The following is a 17,688-nucleotide window of genomic DNA, read 5'->3' as shown; positions in this document are numbered from 1 at the left end:
AAAGAGGGAGGGAAAAATGGATTTTAAAATACATTCTAAATTTAAACCTACAGGAGATCAGCCTCAAGCTATTGAGGGTCTTGTAAGGGGACTTGAAAAAAATTATAAACATCAAACCCTTCTTGGAGTTACAGGTTCCGGTAAGACTTTTACTATGGCAAATATTATTGAAAAAGTTCAAAGACCGACTCTTGTTATTGCCCACAATAAAACTCTCGCTTATCAACTTTGCAGCGAGTTTAAGGAATTTTTTCCTGAAAATTCCGTTGAATATTTTGTAAGTTATTATGATTATTATCAACCGGAAGCTTATGTTCCTGGTTCTGATTTATTTATTGAAAAGGATGCTTCAATTAATGATGAAATAGATAAGCTTAGGCACTCTGCTACAATGTCTCTTTTTGAAAGACGAGATGTAATTATTGTTGCTTCTGTGTCTTGTATATATGGTCTTGGGGATCCTATTGATTATGAAAATTTAGTTGTTTCTTTAAGGCCAGGCATGATTAAAGATAGAAATGAAGTTATGTCAAAGCTTGTAGATATTCAGTATGTTAGAAATGATATAAATTTTGAAAGGGGAACTTTTAGAGTCAGAGGAGATTCTCTTGAAGTTTTTCCTGCAAATTCTTCTGAAAATTCTATAAGAATTGAGTTTTTCGGAGATGAGGTTGACAGGATTACTGAAATTAATGCTTTAACTGGACAGGTTATTGGATATAGAAATCATATTGCAATTTATCCTGCTTCTCACTTTGTTACTGGATTTGAAAAAGTTGAAAGGGCCATTGTTACTATTGAAGAGGAGCTGGAAGAAAGACTAAGGGAGCTTAAGGGTCAAGAAAAACTTCTTGAAGCTCAAAGATTGGAGCAAAGAACAAGGTATGATCTTGAAATGTTAAAAGAAATGGGCTTTTGTAATGGAATTGAAAATTATTCAAGGCATCTTTCTGGTCGTGCTCCTGGGTCGAGACCCTATACTTTAATTGATTATTTTCCCAAGGATTTTATTACAATTATTGATGAATCCCATGCTACAATTCCTCAAATTAGAGGTATGTATAATGGAGATAGGCAAAGAAAACAAACTCTTGTAGATTATGGTTTTAGACTTCCTTCGGCTCTTGACAACAGACCTTTAAAGTTTGATGAGTTTGAGGGCATGATGAATCAATGTATTTATGTTTCTGCTACTCCTGGTCCTTACGAAAAGGAACATGAAGAAAATTTTGTGGAACAAATCATAAGACCTACGGGACTTTTAGACCCTATTATTGAAGTGAGACCTATTAAAAATCAAATTGACGACCTTATAAAGGAAATTAATCTTAGGACTGAGAAAAAAGAGAGGACTTTAATAACTACTTTAACTAAAAGAATGGCAGAGGATCTGACAAAATATTTTAAGGAACTGGGAATAAAGGTTACTTATATGCACTCGGATGTTGATACTATTGAAAGAATGAAAATTATTAGAGATTTAAGACTTGGGGTATATGATGTATTAGTTGGCATAAACTTACTTAGGGAGGGGCTGGATTTACCGGAGGTAAGTTTGATTGCAATTTTAGATGCTGATAAAGAAGGATTTTTAAGAAGTGAAACTTCTCTTATTCAAACTTCCGGAAGGGCTGCAAGAAATGTTGACGGAAAGGTTATAATGTATGCAGACTCTATTACAAAATCTATGGGAGTAACTATTGATATAACTAACAGAAGAAGAGAAATTCAAAATAAATATAATATTGAACATGGCATTACTCCAAAGTCTATTGTTAAAGATATAAGGGATGTTATTGCTAACACTATAGCGGCTGAAGATAAGAAGAGTTTTGAAGTTGATGATGATATTTCAATTGATGAACTGAATTCTATGATTGAAGCTTTAAAAATGGAAATGTATAAATGTGCAGAAGAGCTTAATTTTGAGCGAGCTGCTGAAATTAGGGATAAGATTTCCCAGTTACAAAAGATGGTGATTGATTGAACGAAAATATTGTTATAAAGGGAGCAAGACAACATAATTTAAAAAATATTGATCTTACTCTTCCAAGAAATAAATTTATTGTTTTTACAGGACTTTCAGGAAGTGGCAAGTCTTCTCTTGCCTTTGATACTATTTATGCTGAAGGCCAAAGGAGATATGTGGAAAGCTTATCTTCTTACGCAAGACAATTTTTAGGACAGATGGACAAACCTGATGTGGAATATATTGATGGTTTAAGTCCGTCTATTTCTATTGATCAGAAAACTACAAGTAAAAATCCCCGTTCTACAGTGGGAACTGTAACGGAAATTTATGATTATTTGAGACTTTTATATGCAAGGGTTGGGCATCCTTATTGTCCTAAATGTGGCAAGGAAATAACTTCCTACACAATAGATCAAATGGTGGATGATTTAAGCCAATTGCCGGAAAGAACAAGGCTTATGGTCCTTGCGCCCATCATTAGACAGAGAAAGGGCAGTCATAAAAAAGTTTTAGAAAAGATTTTGAAAGATGGCTATGTAAGAGTTGTAATCGATGGAGAAACTCACGAGCTGTCTGAAAATATTGAACTTGATAAAAATATAAAACACGATATAAGTGTTGTTGTAGATAGAATTATTATAAAAGAGGGAAGCCAAAGCAGACTTACAGATTCTCTTGAGCTTGCAGTGGGACTTTCAGGAGGTCTTGTAAATGTTCAAGTCCTTGATGGAGAGGTATTTACTTTTTCAACAAAACTTGCCTGTCCAGATTGCGGAATTGTCATTGAAGAAATTACGCCAAGGTCTTTTTCTTTTAATTCTCCTTTAGGAGCTTGTCCCGATTGTAAGGGATTGGGTTTTTCAAAGGAACCTGATCCGGATTTAATTATTCCCAACAAAGATTTATCCATCGCTGATGGAGCTATAGCTGCTTATACAAATAATGATGGAACTTATTACATGGAAACTTTTAAAGCCCTTGCTAAAGCTTTTCATTTTTCCATTAAAGAGCCTATAAAAAATGCTCCCAAAGAACTTATTGATGCTATTTTATATGGATCTAATAAAATTATTTCTTTTAAATTTGATTCAATGTTTTCAGGGTTAAAAGATTTCAGAGGCAGTTGGGAAGGGGTAGTAAGAAATTTAAAAAGACGATACATTGAAACAAGTTCAGACAGGATAATTGAAAGAATAGCTGAATTTATGAGCGATGAACCCTGTCCCACTTGTCATGGAAAAAGGCTGAAAGAGGCATCACTGTCAGTTAAGGTTAATGGTTTGAATATTTTTGAACTCACAGATCTTTCAATTTCCAAGGCTCTTAAATTTTTTGATGAAATAAAACTTTCTGAAAAAGAACAAATAATAGCAAGACAATTAGTTAAAGAAATTAAAGAAAGGCTTGGCTTTTTACAAAAAGTGGGTCTTGAATATTTAACCCTCTCAAGAATGGCAGGTACTCTTTCTGGTGGTGAAGCACAGAGAATAAGACTGGCAACTCAAATAGGCTCTCATTTAGTTGGAGTTTTATATGTTCTTGACGAACCTTCTATAGGACTTCATCAAAGGGATAATGATAAACTTTTATCTGCCCTTAGAGATTTAACGGACCTAGGCAACACATTAATAGTTGTAGAGCACGACGAGGACACTATGAGGGCTGCTGACATGATAGTTGATATTGGACCAGGGGCAGGAATTAACGGCGGTCATATAGTCGCTCAGGGTTCCATAGAAGATATTGAAAAAGTGGAAGATTCTATTACTGGTCAATATTTATCAGGAAAGAAAAAAATTGAGGTGCCTAAAGAAAGAAGACCCTACAAAGAGGAAAGTTTAAAAATAATTGGAGCTAAGGAAAATAATTTAAAAAATATTGATGTTGAATTTCCCTTGGGACAATTTTTATGCGTTACGGGAGTTTCCGGAAGTGGAAAATCTTCTCTCATTAATGAAATTTTATATAAGGCCCTTGCTCAAAATATAAACAAATCAAGGATAAAGCCGGGAAAATATGAGAAAATAGAAGGTCTTCAATTTATTGATAAGGTTGTAAATATAGATCAAAGTCCTATTGGAAGGACACCGCGTTCAAATCCTGCAACTTATACAGGAACTTTTGACATAATAAGAGATATTTTTGCCATGACAAATGAAGCAAAAATGCGAGGATATAAAAAAGGCAGATTTTCTTTTAATGTTAAGGGAGGCCGTTGCGAAGCCTGTAAGGGTGATGGAATTATAAAAGTTGAAATGCATTTTTTACCAGATGTATATGTTCCATGTGAAGTTTGCAAGGGAATGAGGTATAATAGAGAAACCTTACAAGTTGAATATAAGGGGAAAAATATTTCCCAAGTTTTAGATATGACTGTTGAAGAAGCTTTGGAATTTTTTGAAAATCATCCCAGACTTGTAAAAAAATTAAAAACTTTAAAAGATGTAGGTCTTGGTTATATAAAATTAGGTCAACCTTCAACTCAACTTTCCGGAGGAGAGGCTCAAAGGGTAAAACTTGCTACGGAATTATCTAAACAAGCTACAGGAAAAACAATATATATTTTAGATGAACCTACAACAGGACTTCACACAGCAGATATTCATATGCTTATTAAAGTTTTAGAAAAGCTTGTAGAAAGAGGAAACACAGTTGTTGTTATTGAACACAATCTTGATGTTATAAAAACAGCAGACCACATTATAGATTTAGGTCCTGAAGGTGGAGATGGGGGAGGACAAATTGTCGCCCAAGGAAGACCGGAAGAAATCGCAAAAAATAAAAATTCATGGACAGGAAAGTTTTTAAAGAAAGTTTTAGGTGAAAGTAATGAAAAATAAATTTTTAATATTGGGACTTGTTGTTTCTCTTTTGCCAGGCACAATATTTGCTTATACAAGACCTAATAATTTTATGAATTTAAAAGGGGCAAGCCGAATTGCCGAAATAAAAAAATTTCAGGCAACTTTAAATGTTCCTGTAACAGGAAGAATAGATGATAATACAAAAAAAGTTCTATACAATGAAAATGTAAGAGTAAGAGATTATGTAAAAGCACCAACTGATGGGAACTGGATAGTTGTAAACAAATCAAAAAGAATTTTAACCATGTATACAGGAGATAAAGTTAAATATAAATTTCCGGTGGCAGTTGGAACAAGTAAAACTCCAACCCCTTCAGCGATTGGTAAAATTAAAAATAAGCACATGAATCCTGCATGGGGAGGAATGGGAGGAAAATATAAACCTACAAGTTCTGATGATCCTAAAAATCCCCTTGGAGAAAGATGGATGGGTTTAAATTTACAAAACTTTAGCGGATATGGCATACATGGAACTATAAAACCTCATGAAATAGGAAGATATGTTTCAAATGGTTGTGTAAGAATGTTTAATTATGACATAGAAAATTATATTTTTCCAAATTCAAAAGTAGGTATGCCGGTATATTTAGGAACCGATGAGGAACTTAACAGTTGGGGAATTGCCCAATATTTTGAATTTGTTGATAAAAATACAGAAGCTCAAGTTCAAAATAGCAACGACAAAAATTTAGGGACTGAAAAAGAAAAAGAATATATTTCTGGAGAACTTTTGGAATATTAAAATTTTGAACTTCATTTAATTGAAGTTCTTTTTTTGGGTATAATGTTAAATATACAGGAGGAATAAAAGGATGATTATAAATCTTGGACTTGATGTAGGTTCAACAACTGTTAAATTAGTGGCTTTAGATGAAAACCTAAACATTTTATACTCAACTTACAGGCGTCATTTTTCTGATGTAAAATTAACCGTAAGACAAGTAATTACTGATGCATATAAATTATTTTCAAAGGACTATGTAACTATAAATGTAACAGGTTCAGGAGGGCTTTGGGTCAATCAAATTTTCGATATTGAATTTATTCAGGAAGTTGTTGCGGGAACTCTAGCAATTTCAAAATTTATACCTAAAACAGATATTGCAATTGAATTAGGTGGAGAAGATTCAAAAATAACATATTTAAGAGGAAGCCTTGAGCAGAGAATGAATTCTATTTGCGCGGGAGGAACTGGTGCATTTATAGATCAAATGGCAACACTTCTAAGAACAGACAGCTCTGGACTTAATGAGCTTGCAAAAAATTATAAAAAAATTTATCCCATAGCCTCCAGGTGTGGTGTTTTTGCAAAAACAGATATTCAAGCTCTGATTAATCAAGGGGCAAGCAAAGAAGATATAGCAGTTTCAGTTTTTCAATCAGTTGTAAATCAAACAATTTCAAATCTTGCCTGTGGCAGGCCTATAAGAGGACATATCGCCTTTTTAGGAGGACCTCTTCATTTTCTGCCCATGCTTAGAGAAAGATTTATTGAAACTTTAAATTTAAAAGATGATGAAATAATTATTCCTGAAAATTCAGAAATTTTTGTTGCAATAGGGGCAGCTCTTTCGGGTATTGATTCTGAAATCATAACTTTCAAAGAACTTTATAAAAAAGTTAATGAAGAAAGAGAAAATATTGTCAGCAAGGAAAATAAATTAAAGCCTCTTTTTAAAGATGAAGAAGATTTAGAAAACTTTAGAAAAAGTCATAGCATAAAAAGGATAAAATCAAGAGATTTTAAAAGTTATGAAGGAAATATGTACCTTGGAATTGATTCAGGATCAACAACTTCAAAACTTGTGCTTATAAGCGAAGACAATGAGCTTTTATATTCATATTACAGTTCAAACAAGGGAGATCCACTAAAAATTATTTTAGATCAACTCCTTTATATCTATGAAAACAAAAACCCAAAATCCATAATTAAATCCAGTGGCTCCACAGGTTATGGAGAGGAATTTTTAAAAGCTGCTTTTAATTTGGACTTTGGAGAAGTTGAAACTATTGCTCATTTTAAGGCTGCAAAATTCTTTGAACCTGATGTTGATTTTGTAATTGATATTGGTGGACAAGATATGAAGAGCATGAAAATTGAAAATGGAATAATAGAATCAATTTTATTAAATGAAGCATGTTCCTCAGGTTGTGGATCTTTTCTTGAAACTTTTGCAAGAAGCGTAAATATGAATGCTGAAGAATTTTCTAAAGAAGCTTTAAAATCTAAAAATCCTGTAGACTTAGGAAGCCGCTGTACAGTATTTATGAATTCAAATGTAAAACAGGCACAAAAAGAAGGGGCAAACCTGGAAGATATTTCCGCAGGTCTAGCATTTTCTGTAATAAGAAATGCAATTCAAAAAGTAATAAAAATCAGAGACCCTAAAGAACTTGGAAAACATATTGTGGTTCAAGGGGGAACATTTTTAAGTGATGCAGTTTTAAGAGCTTTTGAAATAATAACGGGAAGAAATGCTACGAGACCATCTATTTCAGGGTTGATGGGTGCTTTTGGAATGGCCCTTATATCCAAGGAAAGAGCAAAAGAAAAATCGACAATTATATCTTTTGAAGATTTGAAAAAATTTACTTACAAAACTATGGATGCAAAATGCGGAAGATGTACAAATAATTGTGCTTTAAGAGTTAACATATTTCCAAATAATAAGAGATATATTTCAGGCAACAGATGTGAAAGAGGCTCAGGTCTTTCTATAAAATCAGATGTAGAAATTCCAAACTTATATAAGTATAAATACGAAAGACTTTTTAATTTAAAAGAATTTAGTGACGGAAGAAGGGGAAAAGTAGGCATACCTCGAGTTTTAAACATGTATGAAAATTATCCTTTCTGGCATGATTTCTTTGAAACCTTGGGATTTAATGTTGTTTTATCCGATGAGTCTACAAGAAAAACTTATGAAGAAGGTATTGAATCAATAACATCAGAAACAGCTTGTTATCCTGCTAAAATAAGTCATGGTCACATTGAAAATTTAATAAAAAAAGGAATAAAATTTATTTTTTATCCTGGAGTTTTTTATGAAGAAAAGGAATTTCACAATCAAAACAACAATTTAAATTGTCCTGTCGTTGCAGGCTATAGTGAAGTAATAAAAAATAATGTTGAAAATATAAAAAATGAAAATGTAAAATTTTTAAATCCTTTTATATCCTTTGCAGACAGAAAAAAACTTGAAAAAAGAATGGTAGATGTTTTTACAAATATACCTGTAAATGAAATAAGAGAAGCTGTAAGAGCGGGATATAAGGCACAGGACTTATATAGATATGATGTTGAACTTCAAGGAATAAATGCCCTTAAATATCTTAAGAAAAACAAAAAAAGAGGAATAGTTCTTGCGGGAAGACCCTATCACATCGATCCTGAAATAAATCACGGAATACCTGAACTTATAACATCTCTTGGACTTGCAGTTTTATCTGAGGACAGCATAGCAGGTCTTACGGATACTGACGGATCCTTAAGAGTCCTTGATCAATGGACCTACCATGCAAGATTATATAGGGCAGCAAAATTTGTAGGGAAAAGTGAAAACCTTGAAATGGTTCAACTTAATAGTTTCGGCTGCGGCATAGATGCCATAACAACAGATCAAGTTAATGAAATTTTAAAATCCTACAATAAAATTCATACTGTTTTAAAAATTGATGAAGTAAGTAATTTAGGGGCAATAAAAATAAGAATAAGATCTTTGCTTGAAACAGTTGAAAACAGAAAACTAGTAAAAGTAAACAAAAAATATAAATTTGAACCGGTCTTATTTACTCAAGAAAACAAAAAAAATCATACGATTTTAATGCCGCAAATGGCACCTATTCACTTTAAGTTATTTGCATCCATTCTCAAAGAAGAAGGTTTTAATTTAGAACTTCTTGAAAGAGTTGACAGCAAAGTTGTGAATGAAGGGCTTAAATATGTAAATAACGATGCTTGTTATCCCACAACATTTGTTGTAGGTCAATTTATGGATGCAGTAAAAAGTGGAAAATACGATACAGATAATTTAACTTTGTTAATATCTCAAACAGGAGGAGCTTGTAGAGCATCAAACTATGTAGGTTTAATAAGAAAAGCATTAAAAGATGCAGGTTATGGACATGTTCCGGTTTTAGCCCTATCCTTCCAAGGAATAGAAAATCATCCAGGAATAAAACTTCCTAAAAGCCATATAATAAAACTTTTTAGAAAATTAATAATTACAATGCAGTACGGAGACCTTTTAAGCAGACTTCTTCACGCAACAAGACCTTATGAAATGATAAAAGGCTCATCAAATATCTTACTGGAAAATTGGATTGAAAAAATTCAAAAGGAAAAATCCTTTGACATAAACAGATTTAGAGCCAATGTAAGTTCAATGATAAGAGATTTTTCAAGACTTGAAATTAATGATGAAGTTAAACCAAAAGTTGGCATTGTGGGAGAGATACTTGTAAAATATTTACCAGCTGCAAATAATCATCTAATAGATAAACTTGAAGAAGAAGGAGCAGAAGCGGTAATATCAGACTTAACGGATTTTATTTTATATGGATTTAAAAACTCTCAAATAAAAGCGAAAGAGCTTTCAAAATCAAGATTTGCGGGATTTTTAGGAAACCTGGGAGTAAAATATATAGACATTTACAGAAATATAGTAAGAGAATTTTTAAAAGATTCCCGTTACCCAGTTCCTGAAAAAATTCAAACAATAATGTCCTATGCAAATGAATATGTAAGTCTTTCAAATCAATATGGAGAAGGATGGCTTCTAACGGGAGAAATGGTTGATTTAATTGAACATGGAGTAAAAAATATTGTTTGTGTTCAACCCTTTGGATGTCTTCCAAACCATATAACAGGAAAAGGCGTAATAAAGGCAATAAGAAATAACTACAGTGATGTAAATATAGTTCCCATAGACTTTGATGCATCAGCAAGCGAAGTAAATCAATTTAACAGAATCAAACTTATGCTTTCCATGGCAAATAAAAATTTGGAAAAAATAGAAGGCAAAGTGATAAAACAAGAAAAGAAAAAAAGAAAAATTAAATTTAAGTAAAAAAAGGAAGTTTTTAAACTTCCTCTTTTTTTTATTTTTTTAGTTTTCAAATTCAGAACTTATTTTTTCAAGGACCTGAGTTATATAAATTTGTTGAGGACAAATTTTTTCGCATTTTTTACACTTAATGCAATCTCCAGCATGTCCAGAACTTCTTGTTGCAAGTTCATAATCGTGAGAATAGTCTGCTTCAGGATAAATTAAGTGAGAATTATAAAGCTCAGTTAATTTAGGAATAAAAATATTTTTTGGGCATCCTTCAAGACAATATTCACAAAATGTACAGGGAACTTGATCAATATTTTTTAAGATTTTTACAACTTTTTCAATTGCTTTATAATCTTTTTCTTCGAGATTTTCAAAGTTTGTCATAAAAGTCATATTGTCTTTCATTTGTTCAAAGCTGCTCATGCCTGAAAGAACCATTTTAACCCCATCAAAGCTTGCTGCATATCTTATAGCATAACTTGCCGGTGAAAAATTGGAAAGTTCAGAAAAAATATTTTCAGCTTCCTTAGGTAGATTTGCAAGTTTTCCACCTTTAACAGGTTCCATAACGATAATATCTTTATTATATTTTCTTATAACTTCGTAATTTTCTTTTGCTTTAATTTTTTCGTCTTCAAAATCAATATAATTAAATTGAATTTGTACCATTTCCAGCTCTGGATGAGCTTTTAAAATTTCATCTAAAAGTTCAGGGGAGTCGTGAAAAGACATACCTATATGTTTTATAAGACCTTTATTTTTTAAATCTACAAGACTTTCAAAGGCCTTGCAGTCTAAAAATTTTTTGTAATTATTTTTAGAAACAGAATGTATTAAATAATTGTCAAAATATTCTACACCACAAATTTTAAGTTGTTCATTAAAAAATTTATAAATTTCTTCCTGATTATTAAAATAAGGGGCTGTAAGTTTATTTGTAAGAATATACTCTTCACGTTTATGACGAGAAGTTAAGCAATTTTTAACTGCAATTTCACTTAGTCCGCAGTGATATCCATGGGCAGTGTCGAAATAATTAAAACCATTTTCTAAAAAATAATCCACCATTTTTGAAACTTCTTCAAAACTTACCTTGTCTTCCGATAAATCTTTTTTATCAGTTTTATTTTGAGGAAGCCTCATAAGTCCAAATCCTAATTTTTTATTACCAAATTTTTTGCACAAATATATCACCTCTATAAAGATTCTAACCCAAAATAAAAAACTTTTCAGGAAAAGCATTGACAAATAAAAAACTAGGACTTAATATGAATGTATGAATAATCGTTCATATTAAAAAAGGAGGAAATTATTAAAATGATTAAAACAATTAATAATAAAAATATAAAAAAGCTGAGTAAAAGAAGCTCGGATATTAGTGAAAAAAATTTAGAAAACTTAAAAACTCAAAACAATGAAGAAATTTTTAAATCCTCTTTCATTTTAAAGGGCTTAAATTGCCCTAACTGCACTGCAAAAATCATAGATGATATAAAAAAGAATCAAAGAGTTGTGGATTTAGACTATAATTTTTCAAATCAGAAATTATCTCTTTTACATAGGGGACAAGAAAGTTTAAAAAATGCCGTTGAAGCCTCTGTAAAAAAAATTTGAAAGAGATGTTGAAGTAATCGAAGATATAGAAAAAATAGATAAAGATCAAATAGAAGAAGACGAGGAAGAAAAAATAAGCCCCTATAAAATTGGAATCTATATAGTTTCTTTTTTATTTTTATTAAAGGGATTTTTTATGGAGCCTCTTTCTTATGAAAATTATATAATTATAGGCCTTTATTTTGCCTTAGGATATCATGTTCTTTTAAAAGCAATAAAAAATATAGGACGTGGAGAAATCTTTGATGAAAATTTTCTAATGAGTCTTGCAACAATTGCTGCAATTTTAATCGGCGAATATCCTGAAGCTTTAGCAGTTATGTTATTTTACAACATAGGTGAACTTTTTGAAGATATGGCTCTTGAAAAAAGCAGAAAAAATATTAAGGCAATGCTTGAACTAAAACCTGATTTTGCCAATGTGTTAAGAGGAGAAAACTTTATAAAAGTTGCACCTGAAGAAGTAAAGCCTGGAGAAATAATTATTGTAAAGCCTGGTGAAAAAGTTGCCCTTGAAGGGATAGTAAGAGAAGGACAATCTTTTATAGACACTTCAAACTTAACAGGAGAATCCCTTCCTGTAAAAGTTAATGTTGGAGATGAAATCCATTCCGGTTCAATAAATACAGGAAGCATTTTGCAAATAGAAGTTACAAAAGCTTATGCAGAAGGAAGTATAGCAAAAATAATTGATTTAGTAGAGAATGCAGGCTCAAAAAAAGCTTCCGTTGAAAAAACAATTACAAAATTTTCAAGGGTTTATACTCCAATTGTATGTTTAATATCTTTACTAATGCTTTTGTTAGGACCGAAAATTTTTAACATTGAATTTAAGGAAGCGGTTTATCGTGGAGCATTATTTTTAGTTTTATCTTGTCCTTGTGCTTTTATTATTTCAGTTCCTCTTGGAATTTTTGGGGGAATAGGAGCAGCATCAAGATCAGGGATATTTGTTAAAGGTGGAAATTATCTTGAAGCTTTAAAAAATATTGAAGTAATGGTTTTTGATAAAACAGGAACAATTACAAAGGGAGTTTTTGAAGTTTCACAAATAAAAACTTTTGAAAATTATTCTGAAGAAGAAGTTTTGGAACTTGCAGCCCTTGGGGAACAAGGTTCAAACCACCCTATAGCAAAGGCTATTAAAAATAAATATGGAGAAATAAATGAAGTACCTGAAAATTTTAAAGAAATTTCAGGCAAGGGAATAAGTTACACCTACAAAGGTAAAAAAGTTTTAGTTGGAAATGCCTCTTTAGTTAATAAAAAAGCTGAAGGAAGTGGAACTCAGGTTTATATTTCCGTTGATGGTAATGTGATAGGTATGATTCTCGTATCTGACATAGTAAAACCTGAAGCAAAAAGTTTTATTGAAAAATTGAAAAAATTAAAAATAAAAACTTATATGCTTTCAGGAGACACGGAAGAAAGCGCACAAGAATTCGGAAAACTTGTAGGAATAGATTTTGTAAAAGGGGGACTCCTTCCCTTAGACAAGGTTAAGGAGTTTGAAAAAATTAAAAAATCTAATAATGGAAATGTTTCCTTTGTAGGAGATGGAGTTAACGATAGTCCTGTTCTTGCTTTAAGTGATGTGGGAATTTCCATGGGTAAGATAGGAAGTGACATTGCTATTGAAGCATCAGACGTTGTAATAATGACTGATGAATTAAATAAAATAACAAAGGGAATTAAAATTTCTAAAGGAACTTCAAAAATAGTAAATCAAAATATAATTTTTGCTATTGTAGTAAAATTAATAGTTTTGATTCTTGGAGCTTTAGGTTTTGCTACAATGTGGGCAGGCGTTTTTGCAGATACGGGAGTTACTTTAATAGCCATTTTAAATTCTCTCAGAGCTTTAAAAATAAAATAAATTTTATAAACTGACAAGAATATTTCTTGTCAGTTTTTTTAAATTTTACTTTTTTATTTTTAAGTTTATAATGATATTCATTGAACCCTTATAAAGTTTTATAAAAATTGGGTAAAATAAAACTGTAATCTAATTTTTAAATACTTAGGGGAAAGAAGGGATTAGATGAAAGAAACAATTGAAAGCATTATAAGTATAGACAAGAAAACTTCTCAGTTAATTAAAGAAACCGAAGAAAAAATTAAAAGCATAAGGGAAGAAAGCAAAAAAAATTTAATTGAAATGGAATCTAAAATTAATGAAGAAGCAACAAAAGAGGCCAATGAAAAGTACGATGAAATAATTAAAAATGGACAGGAAGAGGCGAATAAAAGACTTAGTGAAAATAAAAAGAAAATAGATGAAATAGACACTATTTATGAAGAAAAAAAAGAAAAGCTTTTAAAAGAGGCCTTTAATAAATTTATCTTATCGGTGGAAAAATGATTATAGGTGAATTTAATGCAGTTAATGCAAAAATGAGCGCCATGGCATCAAAATTTTTAAAGGATGAAGATTATATAAATATGGCAAGGCTTAACAGTGTAAGTCAAATCATTGAATATTTAAAAAATACAAGTTTATCTTTTATTTTTGATGGAGACGAAGACTCTTTTGAAGCCGAAAAAAAACTTCAGGTCTATAGAATAAATACAATAAAAAAATTAAGCAAATATTTTAAAGGAGTCTATAGGGAATTTGCTCTGGAACTTTTAAATGAGTTTACCATTATGGATATAAAGAAAATTCTCAGAACTTTAAAAATAGGCGATGGAGCAAGAACACTGGAATCAAGGCTAATTACTCTTAATTATAGGGATTATGATATAAAAAATAATTCTTCAATTGCAGATTTTATAGGAAAAATAAAAAATAAAGAATTTGTAAAGATTTTAAAACCCTATGCCGATGAAAAAGATGACATTGTTCTTTTTTATATGGAAATGAATTTGGACAAGTTTTTTTATACAAAATTATTCAATTTGGTAAAAAATTTTGACAGGCAAAATAAAAAACCAGCCTTGGAGCTTCTTGGAATCAGGATAGATCTTTTAAACATTATTTGGATTTACAGAGGTCTTAAATATTATGATCTTTCTCCAGAAGAACTTATTAACTTTACAGTTTTGGGAGGTCATTATTTAAGCTTTGACGATTTAAAAGATCTTTCATACTCAAGTCTTGATAAATTTGTAGAAAAAATAAAATCAGGACCCTATAAATTTTTGTTTGATGGAACTTATACCGACATATATATGGACAGAAGAAATAACAGGTATATTTATTATTTAGCTAAGAGTGATTTTTTGAAGAATAGTGATTTTTCAAAATTTATGGCTTTTATTTTGCTTTTAAATTATGAAATTAAAGATTTAACTTCAGTTATGGAAAGTAGAAGATTTAATATGAGTCTGGATAGATCTCTTAACTATCTTGTTAGAAGTTACAAAGGAAGTGAACAAATTTGGCTGTAGAAAAAATGAAAATTATAAATCTGGCGGGAGACTTATCCGAAATGGATCAGGTTATCGCTCAGATTTTAAAGTCTAAAATGGTTAATATAATAAATGCGCAATTGGAAATAGAAAATAACGCTTTTAATTACAGCTTGGAAAATGAACAAAACCTGGAAAGGACTATAGAACTTAGTCATATAAGTTCTTTTGAAAGAGATGAAAATTCTGAAATTCGTTCAAAACAAGCTGAAAAGCTTATGGATTTTTTCAAAATAAAAGATTTAAGTGATTATTATGATAAGGGAGAACTTTTAGAAGATACCGACAGTTTTTTTGAAGATATAAATAGAGATATTGATGAAATTCAAAAGATTGATGGAGATTTAAAAAGAGTGAGAGGAATAAAAAATAATTACGATTTGTTTAAGAATGTTCAAATTGACCTCTCGGATTTATCAAATTTAGATTTTTTCAATGTAAGGTTTGGAATTTTAGATAAGGAAGCAAGGTTTCGTTTAAAGAAAAATTATGGAAATATTCTTGCTGTAATTTTTCATACTGCAACAAGCGATGAGGGTGAAGTTTATCTTGCGATTTATCCAAAAGAAGTTACAAATGAAATTGACAGAATTTTAAAAAGCTTAAATTGGCAAGATGTTGAAATTCTTGGGAAGAGCAAGGGTACTGCCAAAGAGATTTTAGGAGATCTTGACAAACAGGAAGAAGATTTAACCAAAAGAAAAAAAGAAATTTTAGAAAAAAGAGATAATTTTTTAAGAGAAAACAAAGGTAAAATTGAAAGCTATATTGTTTCTATGTTTTTAAAAGACAGAATTGAAGAAGTAAAACACTTTATGGCAAGGAGTAACAAATATTTTTATATGTCCGGGTGGATAGCAGAAAGAGATATTCCAAAGCTAAAAGAAATTTTAAGAACTTATAAAGACATTGTTATAAAAGTAAGATCTCCGGAAGAAGATAATGTTACACCACCTACAAAGCTTAAAAATTCTTTTTTCGCAAGGCCCTTTGAGCTACTGATTAAAATGTACGGAGTACCAAATTATAAAGAAAAAGATCCAACTTTTTTATTTGCAGTAACATATATGTTTTTATTCGGAGCCATGTTCGGAGATGTAGGTCAGGGGCTTGTATTTTTCATGGTGGGATTTTTAATAAAAAATAAAGACTTTGGCGGACTTTTAAAAAGACTTGGAATTGCATCTACAATTTTCGGATTTTTATACGGATCCGTTTTCGGAATGGAAAGTATTATACCAGCAATATTTATGAGACCTTTCAGTAATATAAATACAAGTCTTATGAGTGCCATACTTGTAGGCCTTATATTTCTTTTAATCTCATATTTTGTAGGTTTTATAAACAAGTTTAATTTTAATGATTTGGAAGAAGCTATTTTTGGAAAAGAAGGCCTAGCAGGTTTTATAGTTTTTTTAATGGTAATTAATTTGGCCTGTGGTCCCCTATTGAAAAAAACTTTAATACCAACAAAAATAGCGGTGATAATAATTGTTTTATCACTTTTATCAATGGTATTTAAAAGGCAAATCCTATCTCTTATAACGAAAAAACCTCATAAAATTGAAGAAGGCTACTATATTGAAGCGGTTTTCTCTCTCCTTGAAGGAGTTTTGAGTATTGTTTCAAATATTATTTCTTTTATAAGAGTTGGAGCTTTTGCCATAAACCATGTAGGTTTGTTTTTAGCTTTTGAAACAATAGGAAAGATGTTAAACAATGAAGGTTTAAATATACTTTCTCTTGTTATAGGAAATATAGTAATCATAGGTCTTGAAGGCCTAATTGTATTTATACAAAGTTTAAGACTTGAATATTATGAAATGTTCAGTAAATTTTATTATGGGGATGGTTATGAATTTATACCAACCACTATTGAATTGGAGGAAAAATAAATGGAATTAGTTTTAGTTGTTTCTACACTTTTTGTTCTTTCTATAATCACAACAGGTATTTATTACATTTATAAGGGAACAAGTGCCGATGAAGTTAAGATGAGAAAAATTTTAAGATTTAATCTTTTGGGATTTTTACCAATTTTATTTTTTGTTGCAGTGACAATCGTTCCTGGTTTTGTACAAGCTCAAGCTGAAGGAAATGGGGGAACAGGTTTAGGTTATATTGCAGCAGGACTTTCAACAGGTCTTGCAGCTTTAGGAGCTGGAGTTGCCGTTGCCAATGTAGGTTCATCAGCAATAGGTGCTGTAAGTGAAGATCCTAAGATTTTAGGAAAGTCCATGCTTTTCTTAGGCTTGGCTGAAGGAATTGCAATCTACGGACTTATTATTTCTATTATGATTTTAGGTAGATTATAATGATTTCCTTTGCGATTTCAAGAAATAGAGATGTTTTAAGAGGACTTAGATTAAGTGGGATTGACGGTGTTTTTTGTAAGGATAAAAACGATCTTAAAACAAATTTTTTAGAGACAAAAGAAAAGAAAAATATAGGTCTAATTATATTGACTGAACCTGATTTTAATGAAATTGAAGAAGAAGTCACTAAGGTTAAAATAAAAAACTCCTTACCCTTAATAGTTACAATTCCTGGAATAAACGGCTTGGAAGACAAGAATTTTATTCTTAAATATATTAAGGACTCTATCGGACTTAAAATTTAATTTTGGAGGGCATATGATATTACTTGAAAACAAAATGGTGCTTTTTAATAAACTCGTCTTTAAAGAAAGAGAAAAGGAGTGCCAAGAAAAAATTCAAAATGAAATTTTAAAAAGCCAAAAGCTTTTAAAAAGAAAAAGAAATTGAATTTC

At 30.8% G+C, this 17,688-nt stretch carries 13 protein-coding genes; 12 read left to right on the top strand and 1 reads right to left on the bottom strand.

The window, feature by feature from the left end; translation table 11 throughout:
* Positions 1-16: 16 nt before the first annotated feature.
* The 4 genes from uvrB (at position 17) to HMPREF1253_RS04230 (ending at position 9,905) form a co-directional block, all read left to right on the top strand.
* On the top strand, positions 17-1,987 hold the full coding sequence (uvrB, locus tag HMPREF1253_RS04245; RefSeq protein ID WP_023055547.1) for an excinuclease ABC subunit UvrB: 1,971 nt from the start codon (positions 17-19) through the stop codon (positions 1,985-1,987).
* The gene (uvrA, locus tag HMPREF1253_RS04240) at positions 1,984-4,812 is read left to right on the top strand and encodes an excinuclease ABC subunit UvrA (RefSeq protein WP_023055598.1); all 2,829 of its coding nucleotides are present in this window, start codon (positions 1,984-1,986) and stop codon (positions 4,810-4,812) included. Before uvrB ends, uvrA begins: the two co-directional genes overlap by 4 nt.
* Complete coding sequence (locus HMPREF1253_RS04235) at positions 4,802-5,578, top strand: L,D-transpeptidase (RefSeq protein ID WP_023055517.1); 777 nt, start codon at positions 4,802-4,804, stop codon at positions 5,576-5,578. Before uvrA ends, HMPREF1253_RS04235 begins: the two co-directional genes overlap by 11 nt.
* Positions 5,579-5,648: 70 nt before the next feature.
* On the top strand, positions 5,649-9,905 hold the full coding sequence (locus HMPREF1253_RS04230; RefSeq protein WP_023055594.1) for an acyl-CoA dehydratase activase-related protein: 4,257 nt from the start codon (positions 5,649-5,651) through the stop codon (positions 9,903-9,905).
* A 39-nt stretch (positions 9,906-9,944) separates the two neighbouring features.
* On the opposite strand, the gene HMPREF1253_RS04225 is transcribed toward HMPREF1253_RS04230, so the two are convergent.
* The gene (locus tag HMPREF1253_RS04225; protein WP_023055548.1) at positions 9,945-11,078 is read right to left on the bottom strand and encodes an aldo/keto reductase; all 1,134 of its coding nucleotides are present in this window, start codon (positions 11,076-11,078) and stop codon (positions 9,945-9,947) included.
* A 132-nt stretch (positions 11,079-11,210) separates the two neighbouring features.
* Here HMPREF1253_RS04225 and HMPREF1253_RS04220 point away from each other — a divergent pair, with 132 nt between their 5' ends.
* From HMPREF1253_RS04220 to HMPREF1253_RS10610, 8 genes are all read left to right on the top strand, one after another.
* Positions 11,211-11,507, top strand: coding sequence for a hypothetical protein (locus tag HMPREF1253_RS04220; protein WP_036739406.1), 297 nt, complete (start codon positions 11,211-11,213; stop codon positions 11,505-11,507).
* 136 nt (positions 11,508-11,643) lie between these two features.
* Positions 11,644-13,383, top strand: coding sequence for a heavy metal translocating P-type ATPase (locus tag HMPREF1253_RS04215; protein ID WP_023055494.1), 1,740 nt, complete (start codon positions 11,644-11,646; stop codon positions 13,381-13,383).
* A gap of 165 nt (positions 13,384-13,548) precedes the next feature.
* Positions 13,549-13,869 (top strand): hypothetical protein, encoded by a 321-nt coding sequence (locus tag HMPREF1253_RS04210; protein WP_023055597.1) that lies wholly within the window; start codon positions 13,549-13,551, stop codon positions 13,867-13,869.
* A complete protein-coding gene (locus HMPREF1253_RS04205; protein WP_023055558.1) occupies positions 13,866-14,897 on the top strand; it encodes a V-type ATPase subunit in 1,032 nt (343 codons plus the stop codon). The genes HMPREF1253_RS04210 and HMPREF1253_RS04205 overlap by 4 nt, the downstream gene beginning before the upstream one ends.
* A gap of 5 nt (positions 14,898-14,902) precedes the next feature.
* A complete protein-coding gene (locus HMPREF1253_RS04200) occupies positions 14,903-16,813 on the top strand; it encodes a V-type ATP synthase subunit I (protein WP_238318880.1) in 1,911 nt (636 codons plus the stop codon).
* Positions 16,814-17,233, top strand: coding sequence for an ATP synthase subunit C (locus HMPREF1253_RS04195; protein ID WP_023055563.1), 420 nt, complete (start codon positions 16,814-16,816; stop codon positions 17,231-17,233).
* A complete protein-coding gene (locus tag HMPREF1253_RS04190) occupies positions 17,233-17,538 on the top strand; it encodes a V-type ATP synthase subunit F (RefSeq protein WP_023055551.1) in 306 nt (101 codons plus the stop codon). Before HMPREF1253_RS04195 ends, HMPREF1253_RS04190 begins: the two co-directional genes overlap by 1 nt.
* A gap of 13 nt (positions 17,539-17,551) precedes the next feature.
* The gene (locus tag HMPREF1253_RS10610) at positions 17,552-17,683 is read left to right on the top strand and encodes a hypothetical protein (protein ID WP_023055553.1); all 132 of its coding nucleotides are present in this window, start codon (positions 17,552-17,554) and stop codon (positions 17,681-17,683) included.
* Positions 17,684-17,688 lie beyond the last annotated feature (5 nt).

The organism is Peptoniphilus sp. BV3C26, assembly GCF_000478985.1.
In the GTDB taxonomy this organism is placed as follows: Bacteria; Bacillota; Clostridia; order Tissierellales; family Peptoniphilaceae; genus Peptoniphilus_B; species Peptoniphilus_B koenoeneniae.
The sequence above is the reverse complement of the archived record's forward strand: the minus strand, read 5'-3'. Positions and strand labels throughout refer to the sequence as shown.

Bases quoted from the DNA above. Each gene is read 5' to 3' on its own strand.
- uvrB (WP_023055547.1), top strand. From the start codon at position 17: ATGGATTTTAAAATACATTCTAAATTTAAACCTACAGGAGATCAGCCT.
- HMPREF1253_RS04235 (WP_023055517.1), top strand. From the start codon at position 4,802: ATGAAAAATAAATTTTTAATATTGGGACTTGTTGTTTCTCTTTTGCCA.
- HMPREF1253_RS04230 (WP_023055594.1), top strand. From the start codon at position 5,649: ATGATTATAAATCTTGGACTTGATGTAGGTTCAACAACTGTTAAATTA.
- HMPREF1253_RS04220 (WP_036739406.1), top strand. From the start codon at position 11,211: ATGATTAAAACAATTAATAATAAAAATATAAAAAAGCTGAGTAAAAGA.
- HMPREF1253_RS04215 (WP_023055494.1), top strand. From the start codon at position 11,644: ATGGAGCCTCTTTCTTATGAAAATTATATAATTATAGGCCTTTATTTT.
- HMPREF1253_RS04210 (WP_023055597.1), top strand. From the start codon at position 13,549: ATGAAAGAAACAATTGAAAGCATTATAAGTATAGACAAGAAAACTTCT.
- HMPREF1253_RS04205 (WP_023055558.1), top strand. From the start codon at position 13,866: ATGATTATAGGTGAATTTAATGCAGTTAATGCAAAAATGAGCGCCATG.
- HMPREF1253_RS04200 (WP_238318880.1), top strand. From the start codon at position 14,903: ATGAAAATTATAAATCTGGCGGGAGACTTATCCGAAATGGATCAGGTT.
- HMPREF1253_RS04195 (WP_023055563.1), top strand. From the start codon at position 16,814: ATGGAATTAGTTTTAGTTGTTTCTACACTTTTTGTTCTTTCTATAATC.
- HMPREF1253_RS04190 (WP_023055551.1), top strand. From the start codon at position 17,233: ATGATTTCCTTTGCGATTTCAAGAAATAGAGATGTTTTAAGAGGACTT.
- HMPREF1253_RS10610 (WP_023055553.1), top strand. From the start codon at position 17,552: ATGATATTACTTGAAAACAAAATGGTGCTTTTTAATAAACTCGTCTTT.